This window comes from Bradyrhizobium sp. BR 10289, assembly GCF_019455385.1.
In the GTDB taxonomy this organism is placed as follows: domain Bacteria; phylum Pseudomonadota; class Alphaproteobacteria; order Rhizobiales; family Xanthobacteraceae; genus Bradyrhizobium.
In genome coordinates this window covers 87,915-114,126 of the sequence record NZ_JACOFR010000001.1, presented here as the reverse complement: position 1 = coordinate 114,126, position 26,212 = coordinate 87,915, and the positions used below count along the sequence as shown (strand labels likewise).

General features: G+C 64.5%; 23 protein-coding genes. 6 read left to right on the top strand and 17 right to left on the bottom strand.

Annotated elements, in window-relative coordinates:
• Nucleotides 1-9 precede the first annotated feature (9 nt).
• From HYH08_RS00520 to HYH08_RS00505, 4 genes are all read right to left on the bottom strand, one after another.
• On the bottom strand, nucleotides 10-195 hold the full coding sequence (locus tag HYH08_RS00520; protein WP_220007784.1) for a hypothetical protein: 186 nt from the start codon (nucleotides 193-195) through the stop codon (nucleotides 10-12).
• 146 nt (nucleotides 196-341) lie between these two features.
• Entirely contained in the window at nucleotides 342-1,613 is a 1,272-nt protein-coding gene (locus tag HYH08_RS00515) for a cytochrome P450 (RefSeq protein ID WP_220007783.1), read from the bottom strand.
• 90 nt (nucleotides 1,614-1,703) lie between these two features.
• Complete coding sequence (locus HYH08_RS00510) at nucleotides 1,704-2,030, bottom strand: hypothetical protein (RefSeq protein ID WP_220007782.1); 327 nt, start codon at nucleotides 2,028-2,030, stop codon at nucleotides 1,704-1,706.
• A 106-nt stretch (nucleotides 2,031-2,136) separates the two neighbouring features.
• On the bottom strand, nucleotides 2,137-2,910 hold the full coding sequence (locus HYH08_RS00505; RefSeq protein WP_220007781.1) for a ferredoxin--NADP reductase: 774 nt from the start codon (nucleotides 2,908-2,910) through the stop codon (nucleotides 2,137-2,139).
• Between the two features lie 158 nt (nucleotides 2,911-3,068).
• Between HYH08_RS00505 and HYH08_RS00500 the strand changes: the two genes are divergently transcribed.
• Both HYH08_RS00500 and HYH08_RS00495 read left to right on the top strand, forming a co-directional pair.
• Nucleotides 3,069-4,265 carry an amidohydrolase family protein gene (locus HYH08_RS00500; protein ID WP_220007780.1) on the top strand — a complete coding sequence of 399 codons (1,197 nt, stop codon included), beginning with the start codon at nucleotides 3,069-3,071 and terminating at the stop codon, nucleotides 4,263-4,265.
• A gap of 97 nt (nucleotides 4,266-4,362) precedes the next feature.
• Nucleotides 4,363-5,052, top strand: coding sequence for a hypothetical protein (locus HYH08_RS00495; protein ID WP_220007779.1), 690 nt, complete (start codon nucleotides 4,363-4,365; stop codon nucleotides 5,050-5,052).
• A gap of 4 nt (nucleotides 5,053-5,056) precedes the next feature.
• Here HYH08_RS00495 and HYH08_RS00490 read toward each other — a convergent pair whose 3' ends face one another.
• The 10 genes from HYH08_RS00490 to HYH08_RS00445 all read right to left on the bottom strand — a co-directional run bounded on the left by HYH08_RS00490 (nucleotide 5,057) and on the right by HYH08_RS00445 (nucleotide 14,545).
• Complete coding sequence (locus HYH08_RS00490) at nucleotides 5,057-5,437, bottom strand: hypothetical protein (protein WP_220007778.1); 381 nt, start codon at nucleotides 5,435-5,437, stop codon at nucleotides 5,057-5,059.
• Nucleotides 5,438-5,807: 370 nt separating this feature from the next.
• Nucleotides 5,808-6,101 carry a hypothetical protein gene (locus tag HYH08_RS00485; RefSeq protein ID WP_220007777.1) on the bottom strand — a complete coding sequence of 98 codons (294 nt, stop codon included), beginning with the start codon at nucleotides 6,099-6,101 and terminating at the stop codon, nucleotides 5,808-5,810.
• Nucleotides 6,102-6,292: 191 nt separating this feature from the next.
• A complete protein-coding gene (locus HYH08_RS00480) occupies nucleotides 6,293-6,748 on the bottom strand; it encodes a MarR family winged helix-turn-helix transcriptional regulator (RefSeq protein WP_220007776.1) in 456 nt (151 codons plus the stop codon).
• Nucleotides 6,749-6,762: 14 nt separating this feature from the next.
• On the bottom strand, nucleotides 6,763-7,467 hold the full coding sequence (locus tag HYH08_RS00475) for an ABC transporter ATP-binding protein (protein WP_220007775.1): 705 nt from the start codon (nucleotides 7,465-7,467) through the stop codon (nucleotides 6,763-6,765).
• Nucleotides 7,464-8,255, bottom strand: a complete 792-nt coding sequence (locus HYH08_RS00470) for an ABC transporter ATP-binding protein (protein ID WP_220007774.1) — start codon at nucleotides 8,253-8,255, stop codon at nucleotides 7,464-7,466. Before HYH08_RS00470 ends, HYH08_RS00475 begins: the two co-directional genes overlap by 4 nt.
• The gene (locus HYH08_RS00465) at nucleotides 8,252-10,141 is read right to left on the bottom strand and encodes an ABC transporter permease (RefSeq protein ID WP_220007773.1); all 1,890 of its coding nucleotides are present in this window, start codon (nucleotides 10,139-10,141) and stop codon (nucleotides 8,252-8,254) included. Before HYH08_RS00465 ends, HYH08_RS00470 begins: the two co-directional genes overlap by 4 nt.
• A 172-nt stretch (nucleotides 10,142-10,313) precedes the next feature.
• The gene (locus tag HYH08_RS00460) at nucleotides 10,314-11,516 is read right to left on the bottom strand and encodes an ABC transporter substrate-binding protein (RefSeq protein WP_220007772.1); all 1,203 of its coding nucleotides are present in this window, start codon (nucleotides 11,514-11,516) and stop codon (nucleotides 10,314-10,316) included.
• Between the two features lie 78 nt (nucleotides 11,517-11,594).
• A complete protein-coding gene (locus tag HYH08_RS00455) occupies nucleotides 11,595-12,179 on the bottom strand; it encodes an amino acid synthesis family protein (protein WP_057758342.1) in 585 nt (194 codons plus the stop codon).
• A gap of 15 nt (nucleotides 12,180-12,194) precedes the next feature.
• On the bottom strand, nucleotides 12,195-13,091 hold the full coding sequence (locus HYH08_RS00450; protein ID WP_220007771.1) for a UPF0280 family protein: 897 nt from the start codon (nucleotides 13,089-13,091) through the stop codon (nucleotides 12,195-12,197).
• Nucleotides 13,088-14,545: a 6-hydroxynicotinate reductase gene (locus tag HYH08_RS00445; protein ID WP_220007770.1), complete on the bottom strand. Its 1,458-nt coding sequence runs from the start codon at nucleotides 14,543-14,545 to the stop codon at nucleotides 13,088-13,090. Before HYH08_RS00445 ends, HYH08_RS00450 begins: the two co-directional genes overlap by 4 nt.
• Nucleotides 14,546-14,793: 248 nt before the next feature.
• On the opposite strand from HYH08_RS00445, the gene HYH08_RS00440 reads away from it, so the two are divergent.
• Together HYH08_RS00440 and HYH08_RS00435 are read left to right on the top strand one after the other, a co-directional pair.
• Nucleotides 14,794-15,276 carry a (2Fe-2S)-binding protein gene (locus tag HYH08_RS00440; protein WP_220007769.1) on the top strand — a complete coding sequence of 161 codons (483 nt, stop codon included), beginning with the start codon at nucleotides 14,794-14,796 and terminating at the stop codon, nucleotides 15,274-15,276.
• Nucleotides 15,276-18,788, top strand: coding sequence for a molybdopterin cofactor-binding domain-containing protein (locus HYH08_RS00435; protein ID WP_220007768.1), 3,513 nt, complete (start codon nucleotides 15,276-15,278; stop codon nucleotides 18,786-18,788). Before HYH08_RS00440 ends, HYH08_RS00435 begins: the two co-directional genes overlap by 1 nt.
• 1 nt (nucleotide 18,789) lies before the next feature.
• Here HYH08_RS00435 and HYH08_RS00430 read toward each other — a convergent pair whose 3' ends face one another.
• Nucleotides 18,790-19,755, bottom strand: a complete 966-nt coding sequence (locus HYH08_RS00430) for a catechol 2,3-dioxygenase (RefSeq protein ID WP_220007767.1) — start codon at nucleotides 19,753-19,755, stop codon at nucleotides 18,790-18,792.
• Between the two features lie 432 nt (nucleotides 19,756-20,187).
• Between HYH08_RS00430 and HYH08_RS00425 the strand changes: the two genes are divergently transcribed.
• A complete protein-coding gene (locus HYH08_RS00425) occupies nucleotides 20,188-21,927 on the top strand; it encodes an ATP-binding protein (RefSeq protein WP_220007766.1) in 1,740 nt (579 codons plus the stop codon).
• A 63-nt stretch (nucleotides 21,928-21,990) separates the two neighbouring features.
• Here the strand turns inward: HYH08_RS00425 and HYH08_RS00420 are convergent, their stop codons facing one another.
• On the bottom strand, nucleotides 21,991-23,310 hold the full coding sequence (locus HYH08_RS00420) for an MFS transporter (protein ID WP_220007765.1): 1,320 nt from the start codon (nucleotides 23,308-23,310) through the stop codon (nucleotides 21,991-21,993).
• Nucleotides 23,311-23,378: 68 nt separating this feature from the next.
• Nucleotides 23,379-24,698: an amidohydrolase gene (locus HYH08_RS00415; protein ID WP_220007764.1), complete on the bottom strand. Its 1,320-nt coding sequence runs from the start codon at nucleotides 24,696-24,698 to the stop codon at nucleotides 23,379-23,381.
• A gap of 179 nt (nucleotides 24,699-24,877) precedes the next feature.
• On the opposite strand from HYH08_RS00415, the gene HYH08_RS00410 reads away from it, so the two are divergent.
• Nucleotides 24,878-26,146: a hypothetical protein gene (locus HYH08_RS00410; protein WP_220007763.1), complete on the top strand. Its 1,269-nt coding sequence runs from the start codon at nucleotides 24,878-24,880 to the stop codon at nucleotides 26,144-26,146.
• Nucleotides 26,147-26,212: the final 66 nt, after the last annotated feature.

Genomic DNA, 26,212 nt, shown 5'->3' with positions numbered 1-26,212 from the left:
TCCCCCTCCTCAGCGATCCTGCTGATAGCCCTGATTGGTCGTGTTCTGCTTGATGTTGCCTTGGTGTCCCTGCTGATCAGGGTTTTGCGCGCGCTGCTGGCCGTGCGCCCCCTGATCCGGAGCCGCTTGCTTGCGGTCGCCGGTTCCTTTCATGCTTTGATTGGCGGGTGGAACGGGTGGCATCTTGCCGGTCATGGTTTGCCTCCGAGAATCCTTGCGGTGCGGGTGGCACGGAACTCGTGCCGGACTTTCGTCGCCGCGAGGTCTCAGACCAACGGTCGCCCCCACGCCCCGTTCCTGACGGATCGCATCGCGCGAAGATTTCGTAAGAAGAAGAAGCGTCAGCTCGCTCGAGCGAGGGAACGATCAGCTGTCGCGGACGCCGCACCCGTCATGTGTGTTCCGCTGGACTCGACAACGACCGGGAGTTTCGCAATCATGCGAATGCCGGGCCGGTTGCGCCAATGAATGTGTGATGGATCGACGGCAAGACCAAGCCGCGGCCAGCGCGTGAACAGAGCCTCGAGCGCGCAAGCCGCCTCGATCCGCGCGAGCTGATGTCCGAGGCAGAAGTGGATACCCGTGCCGAAGGACATATGGCGGTTCGGCTTGCGTTCGAGATCGAGCCGCTCCGGCTGCTCGTGCACGGCCGGATCCATGTTCGCCGCGGCAAGCATCGCCATGACGCGATCGCCCTTCTTCAGGGGCACGCCTTCGAGCTCGACATCCCGCCGCACATAACGCGGCTTTGAAAACTGCACCGGCGAGACGAAGCGCAAAAATTCCTCGACGGCGAGTGCTGCGCGGCTCCAGTCCTGTTCCATCCAGTCACGGAGGCGCGGATTCCTGAGCAGTTCGTAGACCGAGCCGCTGATCAGATGCGTGGTCGTCTCCGAGCCGGCTGCGAGCAGCAGGAACACCATCGAGACCATCTCGTCGGGGGTGATCTGGCCGCCCTCGCGTTCGACCTGGACCAGTTCGGCAATCAGCCCTTCGCCGCCCCGCTCGCGCGCAAGCTGCAGCTGTTCCTGGAGGTAAGTCCGCATCTTGCGGAACGCGAACAGCAGACGAAAGAAGCTGGCGACGTTCGTCAGTGAGGACATCGCGTTGGCCCAGGCGATGAAGCGCGGACGATCGGCCATGGGCAGGCCGAGCAGCTCCGAGATCACCGACAGCGGCAGGATGCGCGCATAGTTCTGAACCAGATCGGCCGGGCTGCCCTTTGCAAACAGCTCATCGGCCAAACCGTCCGCAATCGCGCGAATGCGCGGCTCCATCGCGACGATGGCGCGGCGGCGAAATGCTTCGTCCACAATGCTCCGCAGCCTGGTGTGGTCAGGCTCGTCCATCGTCAGCATGTTGTTGGCGATGGTCCTGACAAGCGCCGGCATCCACCAGCGCAGGCCGGCCAGGTCACCGTCTCCCTTGCGCAACGTGAAGATCGTGCTGTCCTTCAGCACCTGCGCAGTCGCATCGTGGGTGGTGGTGATCCAGACGTCGCCGACAAGGGGAAAACGCGTCGCGACCACGGGGCCTTGCGCCCGCAGGGCCGCGATAGCCCTAGGCGGATCGCGAAAGAAGGCCTCGCTGGTGAAATCGAGGCGCGGTGCCATGGGATCACCGGGTGGTTGGTGTCGCCTCAACCAGATGGTGCGGGACACCGGAGGCGCAAGGGCGGAACCGCCCTTTGTCGCCCAGTGGGATTAGCCCCGCCCCGGCGAACGCGGGCCTGCCTTGCGCTGCTGCTGATTGGTATAGGCGTCCCAATGGCTCCAGCTGCCGTTGCTGAGGCTTTGCAGGTCGGTTCCGAGCGGGCGCCGCGTGCGCTTGTCGTGCTCGGCGATGATCCGCTCGGACTGTGCGATCTTGCGCTTGAGGTCCCCGATCGCCTTCTGGGTCTGCCCGTTGCGCTTGGAGGACGCGATCTCGCCCATGGTGAAGCGCGCGGTCTCGAGCGCCTTCAACTCGGCGCGATTCTTCTTCAACTGAACCCGGTGCCAGGCGATGTTGCTGTCGCTGTCCGCAACCATGTGGGAACTCCGCTGATTCGCTCCCACAGTGTATCAAGCGGCGAATCGGCGCCGCAACGTCCGCCCGCGGGCGAAAATACGGCCTTCTCGCGCTCGGCTTGTGGAGCTAGCGCTCGGCAAAAGCCTTTTCGACCACGAACTGGGCCGGCTCGCCGTGATTGCCCTCGACAAAGCCGCGCTCGCCGAGCAGCACGCGGGTGTCTGCCACCAGCGCCGGGCTGCCGCAGATCATGACGCGGTCCTGCGCGGCTTCCAGCACCGGCAGGCCGATATCGGAGAACAGCTTGCCGGAGGTAATGAGGTCGGTGATGCGGCCGCGGTTGCGGAAGGGATCGCGGGTCACGGTCGGGTAGTAGATCAGCTGGTTACTGATGTACTCGCCGAGCAGCTCGTCCTTCGGCAAATGCTCGGTGATCATCTCGCCATAGGCGAGCTCCTTCACATGACGGCAGCCGTGCAGCAGCACCACCTTCTCGAACCGCTCGTAGGTCTCGGGATCCTTGATCACGCTCAGGAACGGGGCGAGGCCGGTGCCGGTGCCGATCAGATAGAGGTTGCGGCCCGCTTCCAGGTTGTCGATGACGAGCGTGCCGGTGGCCTTGCGGCTGACGATGATCTCGTCGCCCTCCTTGAGGTGCTGAAGCCGCGAGGTCAGCGGGCCATCCGGCACCTTGATCGAGAAGAATTCGAGGGTGTCCTCGTAATTGGCGCTGGCGACGCTGTAGGCCCGCAGCAGCGGCTTCTCGCCGACCTTGAGGCCGATCATGGTGAACTCGCCGTTGCGGAAACGGAAGGTCGGGCTGCGGGTGGTCTTGAAGGAGAACAGCGTGTCGGTCCAGTGGTGGACGCTCAAAACGCTTTCCTGATTGAAATTGCTCATCTCACCTTCCCTGTCGCGTCAATTGCGGTGTTCGAGGCGGTCCAGCTATGCGTCGTTTGTATACGATCATTCGTATACTAATGAATAATCCCGCTTGCTCCTGCGGTCAAGGCTGCCCAAGATCGCGAGCGTTGCAGTCACGAACAAGGAGCCCCTTCATGGCGCATGACGCCCCCCAGGCCACCGGACCCTCGAAGCTGGTGATCCGGAATATCGGCCTGATCCTGTCCGGCGCCCTGGAAAAGCCGATCCTGGACGGCGACACCATCGTCGCCGAGAACGGCAAGATCACCGCAATCGGCCGGTTCAAGGACTGCAACACCGAGGGCGCCACCACCATCGTCGACGCCAACGGCACGACGGTGACCCCGGGCCTGATCGATAGCCACGTCCATCCCGTCGCCGGCGACTGGACGCCGCGCCAGAACCAGATCAACTGGATCGACAGCTCCCTCCACGGCGGCATCACCACCATGATTTCGGCGGGTGAAGTGCACATGCCCGGCCGTCCCCGTGACGTCGTCGGCCTCAAGGCCATGGCGATCTTCGCCCAGCGCGCGTTCTGGACGCTTCGTCCGGGCGGCGTGAAGGTTCACGCCGGCGCGCCCGTCATCGAATGCGAGATGGTCGAGGAAGATTTCAAGGAGATGGCCGCCGCCGGCGTCAAGCTGCTTGGCGAGGTCGGCCTCGGCGGCGTCAAGGACGGCCCGACCGCGCGCAAGATGGTGGGCTGGGCGCGCAAATACGGCATCCAGAGCACGATTCACACCGGGGGCCCCTCGATTCCCGGCTCGGGCCTGATCGACAAGGACGTCGTGCTGGAGGCCGACACCGACGTGGTCGGCCACATCAACGGCGGCCACACTGCGCTCCCGGACGACCAGATCCGCTGCATCTGCGAGGGCTGCAAGCGCGGCCTCGAGATCGTCCATAACGGCAACGAACGCTCGGCGCTCTACACGCTGCGCATCGCGCGCGAGATGAACGAGCTGCACCGGGTCATCCTCGGCACCGACGGCCCGGCCGGCTCCGGCGTGCAACCGCTCGGCATTCTGCGCATGGTCTCGATGCTGTCGTCGATCGGCGAGCTGCCGGCCGAGCTCGCCTTCTGTCTCGCCACAGGCAATACCGCGCGGATGCGTGCGCTCGATTGCGGCCTCATCGAAGTCGGCCGCGCCGCCGATTTCGTCATCATGGACAAGGCCCAGCACTCCCCCGGCAAGACCATTCTGGAGAGCGTGCAACTCGGCGACCTCCCAGGCATCGGCATGACCATCATCGACGGCATCGTGCGCACCCAGCGCAGCCGGAATACGCCGCCGGCAGGGAGAGTGCCGGAGGTGGTGGCGAAGTGACGCAGCCGCGAGGACGTTGAACAAATCTACCGCCTGCTGCGTCTAACGCAGGCAGCCCTCGACGGCCGCAGTTCATTGCCGGACCATCGAGGACAAGATGAAAAAATCATCGCGAATTGCGGTCGGCGTTGCCGGCGCGGCAGCAGGCTATGTCGCGGTCTTCGTGCTGTTCTCCATCCTCGACGTCGGCAATCGAGCAGACCCGATCATGTCAGGTCTGTTGGGCGTGTTCTTTTATTCCCCGATGGGCGCGACCGCCGGCGCGCTGCTTGCCAACTGGCTGGTGGCGCGCATGGGCAAAGACGCCGGCCACGGCAGCATCGCCGGCAACAGCCTGAAGTCGGTGGGCATCCTCGCCCTCCTCTGCCTCGCCGGGGTTGCCGCCTACATTGCCTACGCCTATGCGACCGCGACGCCCTGGCTCAACCCGAATGGCGGCAATCCCCTGCTCGTGTTTGAGGTTCGCCTTCCCGCGGGCGTCACGGTGCCGACATCAGCGCAAGCCATCGGCATCGAATTGCAGACCGACCTCAACACCATGCCGGGCGAAGTGACCCCGGCCGCTTTCCATCGCGACGGCGACCAGCCCGTCATCGCGGGCGAAGTCGAGCTGGCGTTCCGCACCTTGCACCGGCAACTCGCCGTCACCATCCAGGGCCAGCCGAGCCGGGTTTATCCGATCGATCTGACGGCCCGGGCGCCGCATACACCGGAGCTCGGACCGTGGCGGCGGCTCTCCGACGGCAGCGAGATTCTCTACCGCGCCAAATGGCCGGGACGAACATAAGAGATCAGCGCTTCCTCGCGATCTCACAGCGCACATAGGTCTGGCGCTTGGCTTGACCGACCGGGCCGTTGTCCATCACCAGCCTGCCGTCCGCAGCGATCGACACCCGCGGATTGGAGCGAAACGTCTCGCCCTCGCCTTCGCAGGCCAAGTGCATCTTCCAGCCGAACTTACCGTCGGCGGTCATCTCGCTGGCACGGCACCGCGTCTCGTACCAAGACAGGCGACCGCCCTCAATGCTCATCCGGTTGGCGCTGTCCTGATCGCGGCAGTCCTTTTTGGTCGAAGCCCAGAAGCCCTCATAGGGTTGCGCGGCAACGGCAGGACCGCCCACCAATGCGGCACCGAAGCTCGAAATTATCGCAAACCGCTTCACCGCTCTCATCGCGCAAAACCTCAATGGCGTCCTGATCGAGGGTTAGTCGCGACTGACCGCAGCTTGTTCAACAACAGCCCTCGTCGGATCGGAAAGCGGCTTGCTCTTCATTCCGGCGGGGACGGCGTTCGACCGCACCGGCATGATCGTGCAAGCGTTTCTCAACGAGCGCACCAAGATGAGAACTGGACAACCCGCCTCCCGATTCGCATCGAAGATTCGACCCCACGTCGCTACCGCAGGGTGGCGACGACTGTCTGCTCTCGACGAGACGCCCTGCGGGAACAGGCGTTGCGGCGAGAGATTGGTTTCGCACCGTTCGCGCCGGATGGGCTCACCCCTTCGATCGAAACTCGCTATACGAATAACCGCGATGGCCTCAGCAGCCCCGGCAGATCTGTGTCGAGCGCTTCAGTTGCAGGTTCTCTACGTCGTCCTCGGCTGATTTCTCAAGCGTCCATGACGGTGATCTTTCATCGACCGAGGGACGTAAGGGCACGGCGCCAGTCGTCGCGGTCTTGCCGTCGTTGTTGCGCTTTGGGGAAGCCTGACGCTTTGGCTGCGGCTCCGGATCCGGGCCCCGACCATCCCATGCACCGTGTGGCCGCAACTGCTGTGCAGCCGCGTAATTTATGAAGGCAAGCGCCAGCGCAGCGACCATGACTTTCAGCATCACCCTTTCCTAACAGAATTTGCCTGGCAAAGTTCGAAGGCTCGATCTTGCCGGACCGCCAAGGCGGCGTCCACTCCCAACTCCTGGGTCAGGGGGCGCGATTTGCTCCCGTCTGGCCTCGGCTCCGACTTCGCTGCCTTGCCAGCTTCGATGATGAGCACCATGGTGGGCGCCGCTCTGCGGCACCGCGCTTACCGCAGCTTGTTCAACAGCGCCATCAGCAGCTCGCGCTCTTTCGCGTCGAGCGGGGCCAGCGTCTCGCGGGTGATGGCGAGCGCGTTCGGAGCGACCTTTTCCGCCAGCTGCTGGCCGGCGCGCGTCAGGCTCACCAGGAGCCGCCGTCCGTCCTCGGGATCCTGGCTGGTCTCGGTCAGGCCGCGTGCCGTGAGGCGGTCGATCACGCCCTTGATGGTCGCGACGTCCATCGCGGTCAGACGGCCCAGTTGGTTCTGCGAGCACGGCCCGGTCTCGGCGAGCTTTGACAGCGCCGCCCACTGCGTCGGTGTGAGGTTGGTGCCGATGTCGCGGGCGAAGATCGAGCTGTGGCGCTGCCAGACCTGGCGCAGGATGAAGCCGACCTGCTCATCGAGCACGTAGGGCGGTTTGCCCGGCTTGACGCTCTTCTTCGCCGTGACGCTTCTCGCCATCCGCTCCCCACTCCTCACAACGACAAATGCGCGTCGCGGATATCCGGACGCGCGTCGAGCTCGGCCATGGTGCCACCGAAACAGATGCGGCCGCGCTCGATGATATAGGCGCGATCGGAGATCAACCGCGCAAAGTGCAGATTCTGCTCGGAGACGACGATGCTGACGCCCTCCTTCTTCATGGTCAGGATGGCATCGACCATCTGCTCCACGATCTTTGGCGAGAGGCCTTCCGAGGGCTCATCGAGCAGCACCAGTGACGGATTGCCCATGAGCGTCCGCGCGATGGTCAGCATCTGCTGCTCGCCGCCGCTCATGCGGCCGCCCGGGCGGTTCTTCATCTCGCCGAGGTTCGGAAACAGCGCGAACAGCTTTTCGCGCGTCCAGTGCGGCGCGTTCGGCCGCTTCGGCTGGCGGCCGACCTCGAGATTCTCCTCCACCGTCAGATCGGTGAAGATGCGCCGCTCCTCCGGCACATAGCCGAGCCCATCGCGCACGATCTCGTGCGTCGGCTTCGCCGAGACGTCCTTGCCCTCGAACATGATCCGTCCCGAGCGCTGCGCGACGAGGCCGACGATCGAGCGGAAGGTGGTCGACTTGCCGGCGCCGTTGCGGCCCAGAAGCGCGACGACCTCGCCCTCACCCACGTCGAAGCCGATGTCGAACAGGATATGGGCCGGGCCGTAATGACTGTTGAGCCCCTCGACCGTGAGCTTCATGCCGATGCCCCCTCGCGATGCTCGGCCTCGTAAAGCAGACCCTCGCCGAGATAGACGGCCTGCACTTGCGGATTGCTGCGCACCTCGGCCGGCGAGCCCTCCGCGATCAGCGTGCCGCGGTTGAGCACGATGATGCGGTCGGCATGCTCGAACACCACGTCCATGTCGTGCTCGGTGAAGAGCACGCCGATCGATTTTTCGCGCGCGATCTGAGCGGTCAGCCGCATCAGCTCGACGCGCTCGCGCGGCGCCATGCCCGCGGTCGGCTCGTCCATCAGAAGAAGCTTCGGCTGGTTGGCGAGCGCCACCGCAAGCTCGAGCCGCTTGAGGTCGCCATAGGCGAGCTCGCCGCAGGGACGCTCGGCATAGCCGCCCATGCCGACCAGTTCGAGCAGCCGGCCGGCCTCGCCGCGATCGAAATTCGGCGCCGAGCCGAACAGATTGAACAGCTTCCTGCCGTGCGAGATCAGTGCAACCTGCACGTTCTCGCGCACTGTCATCGTTGCGAACGTCGCGGTGATCTGGAACGTGCGACCCACGCCCATACGCCAGATATCGCGCGGCTTCTTAGCCGTCGTCTCTTCGCCGAGCAGGCGGACATGGCCTGTATCAGGCTTGTTCTGGCCGTTCAGCATGTCGAAGCAGGTGCTCTTGCCTGCGCCGTTCGGCCCGATCAGCGCAAGGATCTCGCCTGATCGCAGCGAGAACGAGACGCCGCGCACGGCGTGGATGCCGCCGTAGGATTTGGTCAGACCTTCGACCGCGAGAAGTGGGGGTGCAACGCTCATTCGGCGGACTCGATCGGCTTGGCGAGCAAAGAGGATCCCGGTGGCGAGGATTTCCGACGCCGTTGCGCCAAAATCTCCAGCATGCCGACGATGCCTTTGGGGAAGACGACGACGATCAGCACGATGAAGCCGCCGAGCACGAGCTTTGACAGATCGGTCTGGCTGACAAGCCAGATGTTCAGGGCCTTGTAGACGATGGCGCCGATCACCGCGCCCGACACGGTCTCGACGCCGCCGAGCAGCACCATGACCAGCGCATCGACCGAGAGCGAGATGCCGAGATTGTCCGGGAAGACGCTGCCCTTCAGATACGCGAACAGCGCGCCGCCGATGCCGGCCGTGGTGCCCGCGATGACGAACGCAGTCCATTGGATGCGCTTGGCGTTGATGCCGACCGCCTCGCTGCGCAGCACGGAGTCGCGCGTGGCGCGCAGCGCATAGCCGAATGGCGAGAACACCGCGATCCTGAGCGCGATCGTCACGAGCGCGGCAACGCCGAGTGCCAGCCAGTAGAAATGCGACGGGCTCGCCGCCCATTTTTCCGGCCAGATGCCGAGGATGCCGTTGTCGCCGCCTGTTACGCCCACCCACTGGAACGCGATCGACCAGACGATCTGCGCAAAGGCCAGCGTCAGCATGGCAAAGTAGACACCGGAGAGCTGCACGGCGAAGAAGCCGAACACCGCCGCGCCCATGCAGCCGAGCAGCGGCCCAAGCAGCAGGCACACGATCATCGGCAGCCCCGCCATCTTGGCGAGGAAGGCGACGCCGTAGGCGCCGAGACCGAAATAGGCGGCATGGCCGAACGAGGCGAGGCCGCCGACCGACATCAGGAAATGCAAGGAGACGGCGAAGATCACGAAGATCGCGATCTCGGAGCCCACGGTCAGCGCGTAATTACCGGCGAACAGCGGCAGCATCGCCGCGACCACGAGCGCGGCCAGCGCGGCCAGCCGCTCGTTCGATGTCAGCGGCCGCCAAGGATTGACGGTGAGACCAGGTGTCTTGCGGGCGGCCGCCTCCGGCTTGCCGAACAGGCCCCAGGGCCGCACGATCAGCACCACCGCCATCACTAGGAAGACCAGGATGATGGAGATCTTCGGGAAGATGAGAATGCCGAAGGCATTGAGCTCGGAGACCAGCACGGCCGCGACGAAGGCGCCGACGATGCTGCCGAGGCCGCCGATCACGACGACAACGAAGACCTCGACGATGATGCGCAGATCCATGGCGTGATGCACGGCATCGCGCGGGATCTGAAGCGCGCCACCGAGCGCGGCAAGGAAGACGCCGACCGCGAACACCGAGGTGAACAGCCATTTCTGGTTCACGCCGAGCGCTGCGACCATGTCGCGGTCTTGCGTCGCGGCGCGCACCAGGACGCCCCAGCGCGTGCGCTGGAACAGCAGCCAGAGGATACCGAGGACGACGGGGCCCAGAACGATCAGGAACAGATCGTAGCTCGGGATGTTCTGCCCGAAGAAATCGACCGCGCCCTTGAAGCCCGGCGCGCGGCGGCCGACGAGATCGTCGGGGCCCCAGATCAGCACCACGAGGTCTTCGACCATCAGCGTGAGACCGAAAGTGCCGAGCAGCTGGAACAATTCGGGGGCGTGATAGATGCGTCGGAGCAGCACCATTTCGACGAGCACGCCGATCAGCGCCACCGCGAGCGCGGCGACGACGACGCCGCCCCAGAAGCCGAACGCGCCGGAGAAGCGCTCGGTCAGCGTGAAGGCGATATAGGCGCCGATCATGTAAAAGGCGCCATGCGCGAAATTCACGATCCGCGTCACGCCGAAGATGATCGACAGGCCCGAGGCCACCAGGAACAGCGACGCTGCGCTGGCAAGACCTGTCAGAAACTGTACGACGTAAAAGGCCATCGGCGGTCCGGGTTGGGTGTTTAGGTCACCTCTCCCCGCCTGCGGGGAGAGGTCGAATGCGAAGCATTCGGGTGAGGGGGAGTCTCCGCGAGTCCATCTGTCACCTCCTCCGCGGAGGCTCCCCCTCACCCCGACCCTCTCCCCGCAAGCGGGGCGAGGGACAAGGACAACATCAATCCTTCGGACGCAGCTTCTCGACTTCGGCGTCGCTCGGCAGATAGTCCGCGCCCTTCTTGTAAGAAGAGTCCACCATCACGCCCTTGCCGTCCTTCTGCGCGGTCTTGCCGACGAAGGCGCCGAGGGTCGACTGGTGGTCGATCTTGCGGAAGGTGATCTCGCCGAACGGCGACGGCATCGAGAGGCCTTCGGCCGCGGCGATCATCTTGTCGGTGTCGGTCGAGCCGGCCTTGGTCAGGATCGCCGCCGCGGCCTTGATGGTCTGGTAGCCGACGATCGAGCCGAGGCGCGGATAATCGTTGTACTTGGCCTGATAGGCCTTCAGGAACGCATCATGCTCGGGCGTCTTGATCGAGTACCAGGGATAGCCGGTGACGATCCAGCCGTCGGGCGTCTCGTCCTTGAGCGGATCGAGATATTCCGGCTCGCCGGTCAGGAACGACACGACCTCGCGTCCCTTGAACAGGCCGCGGGTGTTGCCTTCGCGCACCAGCTTGACGAGATCGGGACCGAAGGTGACGTTGAGGATCGCTTCCGGATTGGCGGCGGCAACCGCCTGCACCACCGGACCTGCGTCGATCTTGCCTTGCGGCGGCCACTGCTCGTCGACCCACTGGATGTCGGGGCGCTTCTCCGACATCAACTTCTTGAACACCGCGACCGCCGACTGGCCGTATTCGTAGTTCGGCGCAATCGTCGCCCAGCGTTTTGCCGGCAGCTTGGAGGCGGCTTCCACCAGCATCGCGGCCTGCATGTAGTTGGAGGGACGCAGGCGGAACGTATACTTGTTGCCCTTCGCCCAGGTCACGGCGTCCGTCAGCGGCTCGGCCGCGAGGAAAAACACCTTCTTCTGGTTGGCGAAGTCGCTGACGGCGAGGCCGATGTTGGACAGGAACGTGCCCGTCAGCATCGCGACGCCCTCGCTCGACACGAGCTCGTTGGCCGCGGTCTGCGCATCCGCCGGCTTGCCACCGTCGTCCTTGGAGACGACGACCAGCTTCTTGCCGTTGATGCCGCCGGCCGCATTGATCTCCTCGACCGCGAGCTGCCAGCCCTTGCGGTACGGCTCGGTGAACGACGGCAGCAGAGAATAGCTGTTGATCTCGCCGATCTTGATGTCCTGCGCCACGGCTGACTGAGCCATGCTAACAGCCAGAAGCGCGAAGGCCGCGCCCACAAAACAATTTCTCGCTCGCATCCCAACCTCCAGTTTTGAACTTTATCTCTCGACCGCGATCCTGCCGGAGAAACTCTGCCCTTCGCTCCGGACTGTCCTTTATTTCAAGCCGTCTTCGCCCTTGATCTCGGCAACCGTCAGCCCGCCGACGCGCGGCAGCGGACGGCCGCTGTCGGTGACGGCGACCGCGACCATGATCTCGTTGGCGCGCGGCGCATCGTTGATCTGCACCTCCATGCCGTCGAAATGACTGCGCACGAAGGCGGCGTCCTTGTGCCCGAGCGGAATATCCAGCGTCGTCCCCGGCCCGCTCCGCTTCTTCGACGACGGAATCAGCGCCGCGCCCTTGCCCAGCACCTTGCGCACCGGCGCGCCCATCTTGGGATGCAGGATCGCGGCGGCATGCTCCAGCTCGCCATTCTCGCCGACGGCCGCGGCCTTGCCGTAGCTGTGCGCCTTCGCGCCATCGATACCGAGCGCAGCCACGGCGCGCTTGGCCAGGAGATCACCGAGCTCCTCTCCGATCGCGATCAGCGGCGAGAGGTCCTCGACATATCGTCCGGCAAAGGGATTTTCGATCACCGCGATCGCCGCGGCACGCCGGGTCGGCGGCGAAACCTGCCGGCCCATTTCCATCTGCGTCTCTTCGACGACGGTAACGATCTTGCGGATGATCGCGCTCATGCTTCGCTTCCCTGTTCAGGCAACCGCGCTCTCCGGCACAGGCGGGCGCGATCGTTGCTCTTCAATATCCTTAGGTCCGATGACAAGCATATCACCACAAAGCCTGAGCACAGCACCCTCGATCAATCCGCGATGGAACAATTGCCGTGCACATTCCGCGCCAGATTCCAGCGCGGCCGCGATCTCGTCTTGCGACAATTCACCGACGTCGCGGGTGACGAGACGCGCACCGAGATCGCTGTCGGGCTGAAGCTCGTTTGCCGGCAGCCGGATGATCGCGGGATGCCCGGGCAGATCGACGGCGTTGGCGATCACGGTCGCGGCCGCATCGGCCTGCGATGCCGTCACCGCCAGCACTGTCACGGCATCGGCAATGCCGAGCGAAAAGCTACGGCCGTGGCGGCCGCTGGTCGCGACGCCGCGCGTGCGATCATCCGAGCCGATCCGCATCGTTCGCATCACGCCGTCACGGTCGGGCCGATCCATCAGGCCTACCGAAAAGTGCTCGCCTCGCCCGAGATGCAGGGCGATGTCGCCACCATTGTTGACATAGGCCTGATCGACTGTCGCGACGTCCAGCATGGCGCCGAGAATTTCCTCGGCCACGCTGCCCGCCACCGCGGCCATCGGCGTGATGAAGCGGTCCCAGGCATAGGGCGTGACGGCAGCATACATGCGCCGGGCGACCGTCCCCTCCAGCGAACACGCCGCCGGCAGCGCTGCCCGCCGCAGTTCCGGCAGCTCCGCGCACAGCTCGTCGAGCAAGCCCGTGAAGCGGCGTGCCGCGGCGTCGTAAGCTACGCGCACATCATCGGCACGCCCCCTCGCCGCGACGATCAGGTCGATCGGTCCATCCTGCAAATGCAGCCGCCGGCCATCAGACAGCAATGCAATTTGCGGAAGCCGCGTCATGTCCGCGGTCCCGGGATCGGATTCTGCCAGGGCACCTGGCGGACGTCGTCGCCGTTCTGCACGTCCGAGAGCGGTTTCACATAATTCATGTGGCCGCCGAGCGCGGCATAATCCGACAGCTTCATCGTGAACTCGATCGGCGCGACCAGCGCCGGGGTCGGAACATAACCGAAAGCACCCGCCGGCATCTGCGTCACATCGACCATGTAGGTGATGCCGCCGCCCGGCCAGACATAAACCGGCGCGCCGCCGCTGGTGACCCGCGTCAGCGCGTCCTTCACCGAGCGCGTCAGCCGCACCGGATTGTCGGTGACACCGGCGCGGAGCGAGCCGCCCGCGCCCGCCATGAACAACACGGTGCACAGCGCCGGCTCGCAATTCTCCTGGATGCGCTCGACCGAGAATTTCAGATCGGCAGGCATCTCGGTCTCGACCGGATTGAGGGCCTCGTCGAGCACGTAATAAGACGAATGCTCGCCGGTTGTGGACACCATCAGCATCGAGAGGCCGGGCTTCGCCTCCTTCTTGTCGAACGGACCGAGAATCGAAAGCGGATCGGAGATGTTGGTGCCGCCCCATCCCGTACCGGGATCGGCGACCTGGAAATAGCGGCCGGGCGTGGAACGCCGGCCTTTCATCTTGATGCCGGTGTCGGGGATGTCGAGCAGCTTGCCGGCCTGGTGCTCACTGAGTACGCCGGTGATGTGATCGTCGACCACGACGACCTCATCGACCTTGCCATGCCACTGCTTGGCGAACATGCCGATCGTCGCCGAGCCGCAGCCGACGCGCATGCGCTCTTCCTTGACGCCGTTGACGATCGGCGGCTGGCCGGCCTGCACCACCACGCTGGCGCCGCCGTCGATGGTCAGCTCTACCGCCTTGCAATTGGCGAGGTCCATCAGCGTGTCGCAGGTGACGCGGCCCTCCTTCTTGGAGCCGCCGGTGAGATGATGCACGCCGCCGAGCGACAGCATCTGCGAGCCGTACTCGCTGGTGGTGACGTGCCCGACCGCCTCGCCTTGCGCGCGGACGGTCGCGGTCTCCGGGCCGAGATAGCGGTCGGTGTCGATCTTCACCTTGACGCCGCAATAAGAGAAGATGCCCTCGGTGACGACAGTCACCATGTCGACGCCGTCGATCTCGGACGACACGATGAAGGGAGCCGGCTTGTAGTCGGGATAGGTCGTGCCCGCGCCGATCGCGGTGACGAAGGTCGAGGGTTCGTGGACGATCTTGCCGTCCCAGTCCTCGGTGCGGCTGAACGGCACCAGCTTGCCGCCGTGCTCGACGGTGCGCTCCAGGATCACATGCGGATCGACGCGCACCAGCTTGCCGTCGTGATTGGCATAGCGGTCGCAGGCCCCCGCCGCGCCCGGCTTGATGTAGCACATCACCGGACAGGCATCGCAGCGGATCTTGTCGGTGGCAGCGCTCGTCGTTTCAGTCAGCATGTGCGGGCCAGCGGATCGAGGCGGTTATCATTCGTATACGAACGATGTTGCGCGCGGTCCCCAGAGGTGTCAAGCGGCGGTGCAGCGCAAAAGACGCGGCTGCCGCATAAAACCTCATTTGCCTATCGGCTTTGTCCACAAAGCAGGCAGCCGCGCTGCAGTGCGGCATGCGCCGCTTGCACGTTTGTGTACAAACGGTATCGTCGCGACGCAGATTTGAAGGCATTCACAGCGCGCTGGGACCAGGGATGACGCAGACACCGATCCGCCTCACCGTGAACGGCAGGATCCACGAGATCACGGCGGCGCATCAAACGCCGCTGCTCTACGTGCTGCGCAACGACCTCGCGCTCAACGGCCCGAAATATGGTTGCGGTCTCGGCGAATGCGGCACCTGCACTGTCCTGGTCGACGGCGCGGCGGCGCGCTCCTGCGTCGTTCCGGTCGGCGGCTGTGCCGGGCGCGACATCGTGACGCTCGAAGGCCTCGGCACACGCGACAGGCCCGATGTGGTGCAGCAGGCCTTCATCGACGAGCAGGCCGCGCAATGCGGCTACTGCCTCAACGGCATGATCATGACCACCAAGGCGTTGCTCGCGATCAACCCGCAGCCGTCGGAGCAGGAGGCGCTCGCGGCGCTCCGCTACAATCTCTGCCGCTGCGGCACCCATGTCGAAATCCTGCGTGCCGTGATGCGCGCATCGGGCCAGCTCGCCGAGGCCCGTGATTGATGGCCTCCCCTGTCTCGAACGGAGCCGAGCGCGGCTCGCTCGTCGTCGTCCGTACCGTGGACGAGGTCACGTCCGAAACCTTCGTGCGGATCACCGCGGATGGATCGGTGAGCGCCTATAACGGCCATGTCGATCTCGGCACCGGCATCCGCACCGCGCTCGGCCAGATCGTCGCCGAAGAGCTGGACGTCTCGTTCGCTCGCGTCGTCGTCGTACTCGGCGACACCTCTGTAGTGCCGAACCAGGGCGCGACCATCGCGAGCGAGACCATCCAGATCACCGCCGTTCCGTTGCGCAAGGCGGCGGCGCAAGCGCGCCACTTCCTGATCGCCCGCGCGGCCGAGCGGCTGGAACTGCCCGCCTCCGAGCTGAAGATCGAGGACGGACTCGTGCGCGGCCACAATCGCAGCGTCAGCTATGGCGAGCTGATCGGCTGCGAGACCATTCGCCTCGAGCTGGCCGATGACGTCGAGGTAAAGGCGGTCGGCGATTACGCCATCGTCGGTCAGTCGATGCCGCGCGTCGACCTGCCTGCGAAGGCCACGGGCGAGCTGACCTTCGTGCATGATATCCGCCTGCCCGGCATGCTGCATGGCCGCGTGGTGCGTCCGCCCTACGCCGGCGTCGATGCCGGCCCGTTCGTCGGCACCAGCCTGATCGCGGTCGACGAATCCTCGGTGCGCGATATTCCCGGCCTTATCGCCGTCGTCCGCATCGGCGACTTCGTCGGCGTGGTCGCCGAGCGCGAGGAAAATGCAATTCGCGCGGCGGAGCAGCTCAGGCTGAGCTGGAAGCCGACGCCTGAGCTGACCGATCTCGCCGATGTCGAGACCGCGCTACGCGCCAATCCCTCGACGCCGCGCACGCTGATCGACAAGGGCGACGTCGACGCCGCGATATCAGGCGCGGCCAAGCCGATGCAGCGTACCTACGTCTGGCCGTATCAGATGCACGCCTCGATCGGGCCGTCCTGTTCGGTCGCAGACTTCCAGGACGGCAATATCCGCGTCTGGTCCGGCACGCAGAATCCGCACGTCCTGCGCAGCGATCTCGCGCTGCTGATCGAACGTCCCGAAAGCGAGATCGAAATCATCAGGCTGGAGGCGGCCGGCTGCTACGGCCGCAACTGCGCCGATGACGTCAGCGCCGATGCGCTTCTGCTCTCGCGCGCGGTCGGCCGGCCCGTGCGCGTGCAGCTGACGCGCGAGCAGGAGCACGCCTGGGAGCCCAAGGGCACCGCGCAGCTCATCGACGTCAACGGCGGCCTCGATGCCGGAGGCGGCATCGCGGCTTACGATCTCGCCACGCGCTATCCCTCGAACGCGGCACCGACGCTCGCGCTCCTGCTCACGGGACGCATCTCGCCCGAGCCCGCCGTGCTCCAGATGGGCGACCGCACTGCGATCCCGCCTTACGACTACGACCACATGCGCGTCGTCGCCCACGACATGGCGCCGATCGTGCGCGCGTCCTGGTTCCGCGGCGTCTCGGCGCTGCCGAACACCTTTGCGCATGAATCCTATATCGACGAAGCAGCAACCGAGGCCGGCGTCGATCCCATCGAATACCGCCTGCGCTATCTGAAAGACCAGCGCGCCGTCGATCTCGTCAACGCGGTCGCCGAACGCGCCGGCTGGACGCCCCGCCCGGTGCGCGAGGAGAAAGAGGGCGAGATCGTGCACGGGCGCGGCTTCGCCTATGCACTTTATGTGCACAGCAAGTTTCCCGGCTATGGCGCGGCGTGGTCGGCCTGGGTCACTGATGTCGCCGTGAACAAGACCACCGGCGACGTCAGCGTGACGCGTGTCGTCGCTGGGCAGGACTCCGGTCTGATGATCAACCCGGACGGCGTACGCCACCAAATCCACGGCAATGTCATCCAGTCCACCAGCCGCGCGCTGATGGAGGAGGTCTCGTTCGAGCGCGGCGCGGTGGCGGCGCGCGAATGGGGCGCCTATCCCATCATCCCCTTCCCCGACGTGCCCAAGATCGACGTCCTGATGCTGCCGCGGCAGGACCAGCCGCCGCTCGGCGTCGGCGAATCCGCGTCAGTTCCGAGCGCAGCGGCGATCGCGAACGCGATCTTCGATGCCACCGGCGTGCGCTTTCGCGAACCACCGTTCACGCCCGAGCGCATCCTGAAAGGCCTGTACGGTGAAGCATCGCCCATGCCGCAGGCCTTGCCCGCGCCGGCCACACCACCGCCATCTCGCATTTGGCAAAATCCGTTCGCCAAGCGCGCCGGCATCTTTGCAACGATCGCGGCCGTCTGCAGCGCTGCGATTGGTGTTGGCGCAGCTCTGATGCCCGGCCGCGCCATCGCGCCGATCGCGCGGCCCGATGCATCGGTCTATTCCGCGGCGACGATCGCGCGCGGAGAGCTGCTCGCGGCGCTCGGCAATTGCGCGGAGTGCCACACCACGGTCAACGGCGTGCTCAACGCCGGCGGCCGCGGAATTGCGACGCCGTTCGGCACGATCTACTCGACCAATATCACGCCTGATGTCGACACGGGCATCGGCGCCTGGTCCTATCCCGCCTTCGAACGGGCGATGCGCGACGGCTTGCATCGCGACGGACGGCAGCTCTATCCCGTCTTTCCCTACACGCACTTTTCAAAAACCAGCGATGCCGACATGCAGGCGCTGTACGCCTATCTGATGGCGCAGCCCGCGGTGCGTGCTACGGCACCTGCGAACGAACTCGCTTTCCCGTTTAACCTCCGTCCGCTGCTGGCGGGGTGGAATGCGTTGTTCCACGACACCAGGGAATTCAAGCCTGATCCCGCCAAATCCGAGGTCTGGAATCGCGGCGCCTATCTGGTCGAGAGCCTCGGCCATTGCAGCGCCTGCCACTCGCCGCGCAACGCACTCGGCGCCGAGCAGCGCAACGCCTATCTCGCTGGCGGCTTCGCCGAGGGCTGGGAGGCGCCGCCGCTGACCTCGCTCTCGCACGCGCCGATCCCGTGGAGCGAGGACGAACTGTTCGCCTATTTGCGCACCGGCCATTCGCGCTATCACGGCGTCGCCGCCGGCCCGATGGCACCGATCGTGCGGGATCTCAAGGCCCTGCCCGACCAGGACATCCGCGCGATGGCGGTGTATCTCGGCTCGTTCAATGACAGCGCGACCGACGCGCCCGCACGCGCCGCCAAGCTCGAAGCCGCAACACAGGTCACCGTCGCCTCGTCCACCGGCGCGCGGCTCTATCAGGGCGCCTGCGCCGTCTGCCACGAGGTCGGCGGGCTGCCGCTGTTCGGCACCCGCCCCTCGCTTGCGCTCAACAGCAATCTGCACAGTGCGACGTCGGACAATCTCGTGCGGGTGATCCTGCACGGCATCACCGAGCCCGCATCGAGCGATCTCGGCTACATGCCGGCGTTTGCGAATAGCATGAGCGACGCGCAGGTCGAGGAGCTCGTCGCGTTCCTGCGTAGGCAGTTCGCGCCCGACAAACCGGCCTGGGCTGGTGTGCGCGAGACAATCGCGCGGGTGCGGGCGTCCTCACACTAGATCACCCGTGCTTCATCTCCACCGGCGGCGTGCCGTGGGTGTGGAACGACTCGATCGTCTTCAGGCCCCACGCCTGGCCCTTCTTGCGCTCCTCTTCCGTCCACACGATCGGCTTCCAGTCCGGCGCGAGGATGAGACGCGCGCCGGCATTGGCGACCTCGACGCGGTTGCCGCCGGGCTCGTAGACATAGAGGAAGAAGGTCTGCTGGATCGCATGCTTGTGCGGGCCGGTCTCGATGTGAATTCCGTTCTCCAGGAAGATATCCGCCGCGCGAAGGATCTCCTCGCGGCTGTCGAGCGCGTAGGTGACGTGGTGGAAGCGGCCGGGCGTGCCGGAATGGTCGAGCGAATAGGCAAAGTCGTAGCTCTTGTTCGACATCGTCAGCCACATCGCGGCTTCCCTGCCGTCATTGAGCACGATCTGCTCGGTGAGGCGGCAGCCGAGATAGTTTTCGAAGAACTCGCGGTTGGCCTTGATGTCGACGGCGAGGCAGTTGAGATGATCGAGCCGGCGAACGTTGACGCCGCGCGCCGGAAAGCGCTGCGCCTGGTTCTTGAGCGCGGGCTTCAGCTCCGGCGGCGCCTGATACCATTCGGTCTCGTAATAGAGCTCGACGATATGGCCGTCGGGGTCGCGGCAGCGGAAGGTCGGCCCCTGCCCCATGTCGCCGTCGATCCAACCGATGTCGAAGCCGGAACCTTTTAGCGCGGCAACGCGGCGCTCCAGTGCCTGCTGGCTGCGGGCGCGTAGCGCCATGTGCTCCATGCCCGAGGTCTTCGACGCCGTGAGCTTGAGCGAATAGCGCTCGTAATCGTCCCAGCCGCGCAAATAGACCGACTCGCCCTTCCGTCCACTGACGGTCATGCCCATGACGTCGACGAAGAACTTCAGGCTCTCGTCGGGTTTGGGCGTCAGCAGCTCCATGTGGCCGAGATGGGCGAGATCGAGGATCGGTTCGGGCTGCATGGTGTGTCCTCCTGGCACAGCTGGCGATCCGCGGCGCCGGATCGCGGTTTGGAGCCGGAAGGGGCTCACTCACCCAGTGCGGCAACAAAGCTGCGGCTTGATTTGTACTAATGTACAAATCATTAGGTCCCGTCAACAAATCAGACCCTGGCCGTCGGCCCGAAAGGCGCCCCGCCCGAACAGGAGCCCATCCGCCGAACAGCGGACAGAGTGCCCGAATGGTAAAATCTTCCTTAAGCCCGTTCCGGCTCGCAGGCCTAGAAAAGCAGCAGTTTCCGGTCGTTTCCGCCCACAAGTATGCATCGAAACAAACTTCTTGGCCGAATTGTCGCGGATTTAACGAAGCGGCCGCGTCTGCCGTTTAACCGTTTGTCCAGCGACGGCCCCGCATAGTCGGAAACAAACCCCTCGCTCTTGCCAGGTTCATCCATCGTGACATCCTTTGGACGCGTGATTTCGGTTCGCGGATCGCTCGCCCGGGTCGGGCTGTTGGCCGCCAACCAACTGTCGATCTCGGAGGTGCGGGCGACCGTCGGCCGCTTCGTCAGCATTCGCTGCGCGAGCTCGGTCATCGTCGCCATGATCACCGAGGTCTCCTGCGAAAACCTGTCGAGCGCCGACAATTACATCGCCGTCGCCTCGGTCGATCTGCTCGGCGAGATCCTCAACGCCGCCGACAAGGCCAAATTCCAGCGCGGCGTCACCAATTATCCGACCATCGGCGATGCCGTCGACCTGATCACCAGCCAGGAGCTGCGCACGATCTACGCGCCGACCGGCTCGGACCAGATCAATGTCGGCTTCCTGCAGCAGGACCGCTCCGTCGTCGCCTATGTCGACATCGAGGAAATGCTGTCCAAGCACTTCGCCGTGCTGGGATCGACCGGCGTCGGCAAATCGACCGGCGTGTCGCTGCTGCTCAACGAGATCCTGAAAGCGCGCCCGAACCTGCGCATCTTCCTGCTCGACGTCCACAACGAATATGGCCGCTGCTTCGGCGACCGCGCGCTGGTGCTGAACCCGCGGAACCTGAAGTTGCCGTTCTGGCTGTTCAATTTCGAGGAAATCGTCGACGTGCTGTTCGGCGGCCGCGCCGGCGTGCCGGAGGAGCTCGACGTCCTCGCCGAGGTGATCCCGATCGCCAAGGGCATCTACACCCAGTACCAGAACGCCGATCGCCTCGGCCTCAAGCGCATCGATCCCAAGCAGATCGGCTTCACGGTGGACACGCCGGTGCCGTACCGCCTGGTCGATCTGATCTCGCTGATCGACGAGCGCATGGGCAAGCTGGAGAACCGCTCCTCGCGCATCATCTATCACAAGCTGATCTCGCGCATCGAAGCCGTCAAGAACGATCCGCGCTACGCCTTCATGTTCGACAACGCCAATGTCGGCGGCGACACCATGGCCGAGGTGATCAGCCATCTGTTCCGCCTGCCCGCCAACGGCAAGCCGATGACGGTGATGCAGCTCGCCGGCTTCCCGGCCGAGGTCATCGATTCCGTCGTCTCGGTGCTGTGCCGCATGGCCTTCGACTTCGGCCTGTGGAGCGACGGCGTCTCGCCGATGCTGTTCGTCTGCGAGGAAGCCCATCGCTACGCCGCCGCCGATCGCAACATCGGCTTCGGGCCGACCCGCAAGGCGGTGTCGCGCATTGCCAAGGAAGGCCGTAAATACGGCGTCTATCTCGGCCTGATCACCCAGCGCCCGGCCGAGCTCGACGCCACCATCATCTCCCAGTGCAACACGCTGTTCACGATGCGTCTTGCCAACGACCGCGACCAGGCCCTGCTGCGCGCCGCCGTGTCGGACGCCGCCGCAAACCTCTTGTCCTTCGTGCCCTCGCTCGGCACCCGCGAGGTGCTGGCGTTCGGCGAAGGCGTCGCGCTGCCGACCCGCCTGCGCTTCAAGGAGGTGCCGCCGCACCAATTGCCGCGCGGCGAAGCCACCATCGCGAGCGTGCCGTCGATCACGTCAGGTCACGACATGCATTTTGTCGGTGCGGTGCTCGAACGCTGGCGCGGCGCCACCTCGCAGCGCGACACGCCGAACGACCCGGTGTTCTCCGCCCCGCCCGCCAGGACGCTCACCCCCACCGAAGCGCCGATGCTGCAGCCCTCGATGGGGCTCGACCCGGACCGCTTCTCGCTGCTGAAGAAGCCGCTGCGGTAGGGGACTCTCGTTCGCACCGGGTTTTGCCGCGATCGCGCGCGACGCATTGGCGATGGCATGAGGTCACTTGCCAATGTGGCGTCCGCTTCGGCGCCGGCGGCTCAAGCAGCTGATCGCGATCAGGCTGAGCACGCTGGTCGCGATGACGTAAAAGCTCGGCGCCATTTTGTTGCCGGTGACCGAAATAAGCGCCGTGACGATAAGCGGAGCAAATCCGCCAAACAGGGTGACAGAAACATTGTAGCTTACGGCCAATCCGCTCCCCCGTATCTTTGTGGGGAATATCTCGGATAGAAGCGCCGGAGCGGGACCGAGCGAGGCGGCGATCAGGAGCCCGACCACGGCTTGAACGCCAAGAAGAGTGCCAGCCGAGGGGAAAGCGTTCAGCACCCAGAACAGCGGGTAGGAGGTCGCGCCGGCGGCTGCGAGCGCGATCGCCAGGATCCGCACCCGGCCAAACCTGTCCGACAGCCCGCCGAAGATGGGCGCGGCGATCATCAGCGTAAGACCCGTGATCATCGCACCGACGAACGAGGACGTCTGGGGTATCTGAAGTTGCGTCGTGGAATATGTCGGCATGTAAAGCTTGTGAACGTAGTTGAAGCCGGTGATGCCCGCGATGATGCAGATACCAAGCAGCAGACCGGAGCTGTCGCCGGCAATCAGGTCGCGCAAGGGCGTTCGCGTCTCGCGGGCGGCGGCGACTTCACGAAACTCCGGCGTTTCGTCGATCTGGTTGCGGATATACATGCCGACCGGTCCAATCATAAGTCCAAAGCCAAACGCAAGGCGCCACCCCCAGTCGGTCAATTGCCCTTCCGTCAGCATGGCGCTCAGCAGGGCGCTGACGCCCGCGGCAACGACTGTAGCCAACCCCTGCGTCGATGACTGCCAGCTCGCGAAAAAGCCCCGCCGGCCAGGCGAGGAATGTTCAACCATGAACGCGGTCGCGGCGCCAAACTCTCCCCCGGTCGAGAAGCCCTGGAGCAAACGCGCCGTGATGACGATCAGAGGGGAAACAATGCCGACCTGGGCATAGGTCGGCGCAAACGTGATGATGGCGGTGCCGATCATCATGATCGAAATCGAGAGCGTGAGAGACGCCTTGCGGCCGGCCCGGTCTGTGTAAGCTCCAAGCACAATCGCGCCGAACGGGCGGGCCAGATACGATATTCCAAAGGTCCCCACGCTCAGCAGCAACGATGTCGCACTGTCCGCCGCCGGAAAAAACAGCTTGCCGATGACGACGGAAAAATAGCCGTAGATCAGGAGATCGTAGAACTCCAGAGCATTGCCGATACTCGCCGCAAACAGCTCTTTCCACGGGCCCCGGGCTCGCCTGCCCAGGCTGTCGTGGCTGGTCGGTCGCGTTTCTACAAGCATTTGAGCTCCCCCGTGAATATCGATCTCTCTCGCTGCCGATCGGCAACGGACAATTTGATGCTTCGAACTCACCGGTTTTTGCGTGCGCCTTCAGCCAGCAGGCGAAGCGCTACGCGCTGAAGGATCTCGGCCCCGAGCGGCAGCGCTGCTTCATCGAAGTCAAAACCGGGGTTGTGATGGACAGCGTTCAAACTCGTTCCAATTCCGAAGTAGACGGCTTGGCCGCCTTGCTGCTGAACGCGCCTCATCATTTCCGTTGCATCGTCGCTTCCCCTGAATGCGACGCCATCTCGGATCGTGTGGACCGACGGCATTTCCTCTGCGGCCCGACGAACGAGCTGCGCCAGTCCGGGATCGCTGCTCGCCGCGCTTGCCCGTCCCACGACGTTCACCCGGTGCGTGACGCCGTGCATGTCAGCGGCCGCACCAAGAATGCGATCCGCGGCTTTCCGAAGGTATTCGAGGGCTTCCGGCGTATCCGAGCGGATCTCGAATTCGACACGAGCTTTACTGGGCACGGTGTTTCGGGATTCCCCGCCAACGATTCGGCCAACGTTGATCCGTGTATCCCCCGCCCCATGGCGAGGGATGGCCATGAGATTCTGGCCAGCGACGCAAGCAGCCATCAGGGCATTCTTTCCGCAATGAGGAGAAATGGCAGCATGCGCGCCTTCCCCCGAAAACTCGGCGTCGATCTTGATGCTTCCAAGGATGTCCCGGTAGCCGGACACGATTTCGCCGACCTGACGGGCCTGGACTCCGAGGTGGCAGCCGACGAAATAGTCGACGTCATCCAGGACTCCGGCTGCCACCATGGCACTCGCACCACGCAACCCTTCTTCTGCCGGCTGAAAGATCAGACGCAACTCCCCCGCCAGGTCGCACGCTGTTGCGGCACAAAAGCGGGCAAGGCTCAGGCCCAACGCGGTATGCCCGTCATGTCCGCAATTATGGTGCGTGCCGGCATGGCTCGAGGCGAAACCCTCGCGCGCGGGTCGATGATCTCCGCTTTGCAGTTCGTCGCCGTAGTTGGCGTCGATATCGAAGCGAAACGCGACGACAGGCCCTCCGGCAGCACATTTCAGGCGACCAACGACGCCCGTAAACCCATCTCGAAACCTCTCGGCGGCTTCGGGGGCCGCGCCGAGCCGCAGCGCGCGATCGAAGAAAAAATCGAGTTCCTGGCGCGACGGCAAGCCGAGCCGTCCATCCGCCGCAATGACCTCCGAGCCGCTGCGCACGGTGAAGCCGAGCGAATGAAGGGCACCGACGATCTTGCTGGCCGTGAATATTTCGCACCAGCCCGGCTCGGCGATCCGGTGCAGCTCACGCCGATCCAGCACGATCTGGTCATCGACAGGGCCAAACGCTCCGACAGAACCGGTCATCGATGCTTCCCCAGTAAACATATTTACGGTCCCATTACGGTCACTCGCCTCCATCGTCAAGCTAAATTACGGTCGTATTACGGACATTATGGACGTATTACAGACCCAGCTGCACATTCTGCTGATTTGCCTACAACGGATGCATCATCATGATTGGAGTGGTTGGCCCCCAGGATAGTGTGGCGCAAATCGAACGTGTGGCGGCCACTGTCGGCTTGGCATCGAGCATCATTCCGAGAAGCTACAGCGATGCAGCAGATGCTCCGCGCCTAGCCCGGCCTCTTCTCTCGCTGTGTTCCGTCATTCTGTTCAGCGGTCGCTTGCCGTACCGGATGGCTCTGGCAGCGGACCTTCCGCACGATCTGATCGACTACATTCCGCATGGCGGCGCAGATCTGTTCAGGACTTTGGCGATCGCCGCACTGCGGAGCGACAAGGTCGGCCGCGTTCCGAGATTCAGTTTCGACACGGTGACAAGATCGGACGTCGAAGAGGCCTACGATGAGCTCGATCTTCGTGATGACTATCGTATTATCCCGCTCGAGGCCGATGACCCCGACAAAACCATCGACATTGACCGGATCGTTGCGACGCATCGGTCGATGTTCAGCGAGGGAGCTGTGGATTGCTGCGCGACCTGCATTCGCGGCGTTTTCGATCAACTCTCGCGTGCCAACGTTCACGTCATCCGCATCGATCATTCGAGATCATCGATTCGCCAAGCTCTTCTAAAAGCGAAGCTGCGCCACGATCTCACTCAGGCGGAAGCATCCCAGACGGCGGTGTGTTTCGTTTCCCAACGCGATGGCGCGGCGTCCCGACCCGTTCCGAGGCGGATGGTCGCCAAGGCGGCGCGCGAGTTGGCGGCGCTGCTGGACAGTCACATCATCCGTGAGGTGGAAGACGGCAGCATCCTGGTCGCGACCCGGAACGCGATCGAAACCCGGCTGAAACCCGAGCTCCTGTCCGGCGGCCCGCGCGGTGACGTTCGCATGACCCTCGGAGTGGGATTTGGCACGAGCGCAGAGCAGGCCGAGACGCTGGCGAGGCAAGCCCAGCAGCGCGCCATCCATTTTCCGGAGCGCTTCGTCGAGGCGGGCGACACCGCTTTCATTTTCGAGACGATCGATCCCGAGCAGAATCGCGAGGACCGCCAAGCCGATTTGGGCCTGGCCAAGGAGCTGAACATCTCCCCGGTCATTGTGCGCAGGCTCGCGACGGTCTTCCGCACGCTTGATCCGCGCGGGTTCACCGCGACCGAGCTCGCCAATGGTTACAGCTTTGCGCCGAGAAGCGCCCGACGTCTGCTGAAGCACTTGAAAGAGCGTGGATTCGTTGAAGAGTGCGGCGTAAGGAACAACCGCAGGGCGGGACGTCCGGAAGCGATCTATCGCATGAGCCAGGCCTATTTCTCCGGTCTACAGGCAACGGAATCCCGCAACCCCTGACGCTACCGGTCGGTCTGACGTCTAGGCGGCGCCTTTTGCGTGGACTGTCGCAATCGACTAGTCTGA

What these genes read in the sequence shown, in the direction of transcription:
- HYH08_RS00430 (WP_220007767.1), bottom strand. Translation starts at nt 19,755, where the DNA reads ATGCAGCCCGAACCGATCCTCGATCTCGCCCATCTCGGCCACATGGAG.
- HYH08_RS00415 (WP_220007764.1), bottom strand. Translation starts at nt 24,698, where the DNA reads ATGACCGGTTCTGTCGGAGCGTTTGGCCCTGTCGATGACCAGATCGTG.
- HYH08_RS00455 (WP_057758342.1), bottom strand. Translation starts at nt 12,179, where the DNA reads ATGAGCGCGATCATCCGCAAGATCGTTACCGTCGTCGAAGAGACGCAG.
- HYH08_RS00480 (WP_220007776.1), bottom strand. Translation starts at nt 6,748, where the DNA reads ATGGCGAGAAGCGTCACGGCGAAGAAGAGCGTCAAGCCGGGCAAACCG.
- HYH08_RS00435 (WP_220007768.1), top strand. Translation starts at nt 15,276, where the DNA reads ATGGCCTCCCCTGTCTCGAACGGAGCCGAGCGCGGCTCGCTCGTCGTC.
- HYH08_RS00470 (WP_220007774.1), bottom strand. Translation starts at nt 8,255, where the DNA reads ATGAGCGTTGCACCCCCACTTCTCGCGGTCGAAGGTCTGACCAAATCC.
- HYH08_RS00460 (WP_220007772.1), bottom strand. Translation starts at nt 11,516, where the DNA reads ATGCGAGCGAGAAATTGTTTTGTGGGCGCGGCCTTCGCGCTTCTGGCT.
- HYH08_RS00420 (WP_220007765.1), bottom strand. Translation starts at nt 23,310, where the DNA reads ATGCTTGTAGAAACGCGACCGACCAGCCACGACAGCCTGGGCAGGCGA.
- HYH08_RS00440 (WP_220007769.1), top strand. Translation starts at nt 14,794, where the DNA reads ATGACGCAGACACCGATCCGCCTCACCGTGAACGGCAGGATCCACGAG.
- HYH08_RS00520 (WP_220007784.1), bottom strand. Translation starts at nt 195, where the DNA reads ATGACCGGCAAGATGCCACCCGTTCCACCCGCCAATCAAAGCATGAAA.
- HYH08_RS00475 (WP_220007775.1), bottom strand. Translation starts at nt 7,467, where the DNA reads ATGAAGCTCACGGTCGAGGGGCTCAACAGTCATTACGGCCCGGCCCAT.
- HYH08_RS00445 (WP_220007770.1), bottom strand. Translation starts at nt 14,545, where the DNA reads ATGCTGACTGAAACGACGAGCGCTGCCACCGACAAGATCCGCTGCGAT.
- HYH08_RS00515 (WP_220007783.1), bottom strand. Translation starts at nt 1,613, where the DNA reads ATGGCACCGCGCCTCGATTTCACCAGCGAGGCCTTCTTTCGCGATCCG.
- HYH08_RS00500 (WP_220007780.1), top strand. Translation starts at nt 3,069, where the DNA reads ATGGCGCATGACGCCCCCCAGGCCACCGGACCCTCGAAGCTGGTGATC.
- HYH08_RS00465 (WP_220007773.1), bottom strand. Translation starts at nt 10,141, where the DNA reads ATGGCCTTTTACGTCGTACAGTTTCTGACAGGTCTTGCCAGCGCAGCG.
- HYH08_RS00450 (WP_220007771.1), bottom strand. Translation starts at nt 13,091, where the DNA reads ATGACGCGGCTTCCGCAAATTGCATTGCTGTCTGATGGCCGGCGGCTG.
- HYH08_RS00490 (WP_220007778.1), bottom strand. Translation starts at nt 5,437, where the DNA reads ATGAGAGCGGTGAAGCGGTTTGCGATAATTTCGAGCTTCGGTGCCGCA.
- HYH08_RS00510 (WP_220007782.1), bottom strand. Translation starts at nt 2,030, where the DNA reads ATGGTTGCGGACAGCGACAGCAACATCGCCTGGCACCGGGTTCAGTTG.
- HYH08_RS00495 (WP_220007779.1), top strand. Translation starts at nt 4,363, where the DNA reads ATGAAAAAATCATCGCGAATTGCGGTCGGCGTTGCCGGCGCGGCAGCA.
- HYH08_RS00505 (WP_220007781.1), bottom strand. Translation starts at nt 2,910, where the DNA reads ATGAGCAATTTCAATCAGGAAAGCGTTTTGAGCGTCCACCACTGGACC.
- HYH08_RS00485 (WP_220007777.1), bottom strand. Translation starts at nt 6,101, where the DNA reads ATGCTGAAAGTCATGGTCGCTGCGCTGGCGCTTGCCTTCATAAATTAC.